Consider the following 294-nt stretch of genomic DNA (forward strand, 5'->3'; position numbering starts at 1 on the left):
CCCACCATTTCCTCCCAAGGAAATAAAAATATGGGGCTATAGCTCAGCTGGGAGAGCGCCTGCCTTGCACGCAGGAGGTCTGCGGTTCGATCCCGCATAGCTCCACCATTCCTTCCATTAGGAATTAAAACTTTATGGGCGATTAGCTCAGTTGGGAGAGCACCTGCCTTACAAGCAGGGGGTCACTGGTTCGAGCCCGGTATCGCCCACCATCTTTAAGCATTCTCGTAAGAGAGTATTTAAAAATGGGTTTAAAAGTTTAACACTTAAAACTCTTGCTCTTTAACAATTTGG

General features: G+C 46.9%; 2 tRNA genes. Both read left to right on the top strand.

Features of this window, described 5'->3' with window-relative positions:
- Positions 1–32 precede the first annotated feature (32 nt).
- Positions 33–108: transfer RNA gene (locus tag AB4323_RS19800), tRNA-Ala, on the top strand.
- 28 nt (positions 109–136) lie between these two features.
- Positions 137–212 (top strand) — tRNA-Val (locus AB4323_RS19805).
- The last annotated feature ends 82 nt before the right edge of the window (positions 213–294 follow it).

Source organism: Vibrio sp. 10N.261.52.C11, assembly GCF_041471405.1.
Lineage (GTDB): Bacteria > Pseudomonadota > Gammaproteobacteria > Enterobacterales > Vibrionaceae > Vibrio > Vibrio crassostreae_C.